This window comes from Vibrio sp. 1F279 (assembly GCF_041439815.1).
Lineage (GTDB): Bacteria > Pseudomonadota > Gammaproteobacteria > Enterobacterales > Vibrionaceae > Vibrio > Vibrio tasmaniensis_A.
The window spans coordinates 1-3,604 of the sequence record NZ_JBGOOU010000092.1 but is presented as its reverse complement, the minus strand read 5'-3'; the positions used below and the strand labels follow the sequence as shown (position 1 = coordinate 3,604).

Sequence of the window (3,604 nt, the reverse complement as noted above, 5' to 3'; positions counted from 1 at the left end):
ACCGCGACAGTAACGCCGACTGGCTTCCTGTCTGGCGTCAACGTCGGCCAAACAATGATAACCGCCATTAAAGATGGCGTCACCAGTAACACAGTGAGCGTGGATGTATATACATGTACGCTCACTGGTGCTTCATGTATTGATATATTCGATACTGGGAGTGGGAAGTTGTTTACCAATTCACCATCAAAAATCGCTCTTCATAGCCTCGGAGGAAGTGTAAATAATGGTTTTACGCAAGAAATTGGAACTTCTGGGCCTGCTGGAGATTTCTTTTGGTTCACCTGGGAGAATGCATCTAGATTATGTGCCACATATAGTAACCAGGGTTTAGCAGGACGCACCAACTGGCGTTTGGCAACAAAAAATGAGTTAAAGTTAGAGCTCTTCAAGACATACGGCAATATGTTCAACGCGCGCGGCTGGCCAGTCAGGAGCAGTTACTGGTCAAGTACAAGTCGTGGACCTGGTTTTATAAATGTAAGCCTCAAGAATGGCAACGAAGGGGCTAGTATGGGAGAAGGGGAGTTGTACGCGTCCTGCGTCTCAGTTCCTTAACGTTTAACGTATGAATTCTTGAGCTTCAAACCTATAACCACCTACTTCGGCAGGTGGTTATCTTTTTCGTAGGTGTACACACACCCAATAGTATAACTAGCTAATAGTAATAGGTTATTTTAAATGGGAATGCTGGAGATAATTTTCAAATTCCTATTCTTCCACTACCCTTAAAGATTAAACTGCTGTTTTTAAACCGGTTTTTCTTATCTAAAACCTCGAAAATCATCTTGCGCAGATGTACTTATTGAGACTTCCAAATAGCGTATACTACACACGCATCGCTACCCCAATTTCACTGCATAGCAGTGGCTATCCCAAAGAGTTTAAATTCTCTCTCCTAACTCGTGAACGTAAAGTCGCTTACCTGAGAAATATCGAACAGGTTCAATTACTTCATGCTCTTTTCGACAGAGCCAAAGTCACGGCATTAAGTTTTTCTGAGTTCAAAGCTGAGCTTGCTCATAGTATTAATCAGTTACGTCAAAATTCACAAAGTATGAACAATGGGTATCATTGTGCGGTTCTTGCTTCAAATGGACATGCTGATTTTTTTCTATAAATCGCTCTGAAGAGCTAACTCGCCCGTTTAACATAGTAGGAATAATGAACACCAAAGATCTAAAGTAGACTAGTTAAGTTTTTGTTGTTAACAGTTGTTTTATTTAATGTCGTTAAAGCTAGGGATGGTTATCTTTGGCGCTTGCTCTCTCCCTTTTTTGTTGTATTTTGATGTGAGTGTCATTTAAAAGCTAGTAATGGAGGAGAGTTATGCTTTCTCGACCTCTTTACTTGCTTTACACACATATGTCGAATTGTAGTAACAGGACTACTTTGTCTAACGCGTTAGACTTTTTGGTCTCAGATCAAGTTATGAAGTCACACGATCACACTAAATCGCATTTGATAATTAACCTACCTATTAGGTAACAACAAAATATTGTGGAGAGGTTGAACAAATATTTTTAGTCTCTGTCGCCGCTGTTAGGTGGTTTTTTTAGATCTGAAATATGGAGTATTTAATGAAGAAACGAATTTCTATTGGCCAAATAGTGTCTTTTATTTTTGGCGTTGTTCGGGGTATTAGTCTATTGGGAGAGGTTGCTGATTGGGTCGAAGAATTATTCAAATGGAATTGAGTTTTGGTGAACTATTTGTGTTGTCTGTTGGGGTGTGGTGAATAACTGAAAATACAGGTGCACTTTCACCCCCAAATACAGGCTAGAAATAACAAGATTCTTGGACGTACCATCGCGCCAATCGGCTTTGCTTTGCGCTCAGCCACTTATCACCTCTTCATCAATCCAAAAGGTCAGAGACCCGCAGTTAATGAGTGATTGGCTGTATTGCTTCCAGTTGATTTTTTTGTGACGATGTTTAGGCATAGGGCTATGAGAGGTAGTGGACGTAGCTGAACAGATCGTAGGTTCATGATTTAGTTCCACTGAATTACGCAACAAAGCCAATAACAGTAATAGATCAAAACTGCCGAGCTCGGTCAAGATGGTGCCGTTTTTTTACTGATAAATGAACGCTGGATAATACTATTTTAATTATTAAATTGAGGGCGGAATGACGGATACAATATCGCCTTTCTAAAGTCAGATTTCACTGTTATTTCGTTTTACGAATGGCCCTGAATTCCTAAAAGGTGTGGTGACTTTTTAGTAGTGTGATCCATTTTTCACCCCAACCCCTTTTAATATGGGCGACTTTACCTAATAATATAATGCCTTAGAGAAAGCACAAATTATGCAAGCGTTTAACGAAGTGGCCCTGCTTCCCTCAATCCAATCCCACACACCACGCTAAATCGAAAACGATTTAAATGGTTGTCTGCTTTAAACATAAAGACAATACAATCAATAACTTATGATATAAATAGAAGAGTGAATATTTTGGGGGGGAAATTTTCAAAATTTCAACTAATTAGCCGCTGAAATCCAATGTAGATTTACATCATAAATGCATCAATTGTACTTAATCCCTTTTCGAGAAAGGTCTGAGAGCTTGTTTAAAGTGGAAGTGATGTACTAGTGATTTATTAGCAATTAACTCGATGTTTTTAATGATAAATAGTGAGCTTTTTTGCAAGCATGTGATTTAATTGTAATGTAGGTAAAGTGTTGTTTAGAGGGAAATCTAAGAAAGGATGGTGGGATTATGGCGAAAGCTTTTTCTGTACAGAGTTACATTCGGGGTGAATTGGAGCAAGATTTTAAGGTGTTCAGAGACAGAGAAAAGTTAGGTGATGCGGAAGCCGTCAGGCAACTTCTCACGCTGGCATTGAGGATCAAACTGAACGATAAGGAAGATGAGCGGCCGTCTAACCGCGAGTTGATGGAAGAGATGTATCGACGGATCAGGATGATCCAAGGGACGGGTAATTTAACCCACACACAAAGTTTTGATGGTGTCGCGTTCCATGAAAATAAAAAAGATGCAGTAGAAATGCGTAATTTGGTTTCCGCTGATGTGGATAAAAAAGTGGATGCTTATCTTGCAGGCGAAAAAAAAGGGTAGCAGCAGCTACCCTCTTATTATCGCTCTAACTCTCTGTCGATTTCTCTGTCTTCCCAATGTCTCTCTTTCTCTGATTGATTAAATTCCATCTCTTGTTGAGGTGAATATTCTTTTGGCTCAAAGTGGTCGAGTGATTGGCTGTCGGTTTCTTTTTTATCATTATAGTTGATGGTGTCTAATTCATTCTCTTGATGAGAAGAGTGTGCTTCACTTAATTCAATATCATGCGCGCTGTTATCCCTATCTAACTTATCAATGCACGATTTGATGTCATCTTTTAGGTTATCATCTGACATGAATTGAATGTCTCGGCCATGAAAGTTCTCGACGATTTTTTCAATGTTGTTCGGGTTTAAATCGTGATTGCCATGATTTAATACAATAATGATGTTCTGTCTCAGCTCATCGGTAGAGATGTTTTGAATGTCGTTCTTGTGATTGACATTAATAATATCAATCTGCCCTTGAGTTTGGTCTCGAATTAAGAATGAGTTTTCAATTGAGGTACTGATGATGGTGGTAT

At 39.3% G+C, this 3,604-nt stretch carries 4 protein-coding genes and 1 pseudogene; 3 read left to right on the top strand and 2 right to left on the bottom strand.

Annotation, left to right across the window (positions count from 1 at the left end; translation table 11 throughout):
* Positions 1-558 (top strand): DUF1566 domain-containing protein (locus tag ACED60_RS25355; RefSeq protein ID WP_371728714.1); only part of this gene is annotated, 558 nt, incomplete at its 5' end.
* 247 nt (positions 559-805) lie between these two features.
* The gene (locus tag ACED60_RS25350; RefSeq protein WP_371691499.1) at positions 806-1,120 is read left to right on the top strand and encodes a hypothetical protein; all 315 of its coding nucleotides are present in this window, start codon (positions 806-808) and stop codon (positions 1,118-1,120) included.
* Between the two features lie 721 nt (positions 1,121-1,841).
* Here ACED60_RS25350 and ACED60_RS25345 read toward each other — a convergent pair.
* Positions 1,842-1,943 (bottom strand): annotated as a pseudogene (locus ACED60_RS25345) (IS5/IS1182 family transposase); the annotation flags it as partial.
* Between the two features lie 778 nt (positions 1,944-2,721).
* Here ACED60_RS25345 and ACED60_RS25340 point away from each other — a divergent pair.
* The gene (locus tag ACED60_RS25340; RefSeq protein ID WP_016800120.1) at positions 2,722-3,081 is read left to right on the top strand and encodes a hypothetical protein; all 360 of its coding nucleotides are present in this window, start codon (positions 2,722-2,724) and stop codon (positions 3,079-3,081) included.
* A 17-nt stretch (positions 3,082-3,098) separates the two neighbouring features.
* On the opposite strand, the gene ACED60_RS25335 is transcribed toward ACED60_RS25340, so the two are convergent.
* Positions 3,099-3,604, bottom strand: a 506-nt coding sequence (locus tag ACED60_RS25335; RefSeq protein ID WP_371728713.1) for a hypothetical protein, incomplete at its 5' end; no start/stop codon positions are given.

Coding starts and splice junctions, on each gene's coding strand:
- ACED60_RS25340 (WP_016800120.1), top strand. CDS start 2,722: ATGGCGAAAGCTTTTTCTGTACAGAGTTACATTCGGGGTGAATTGGAG.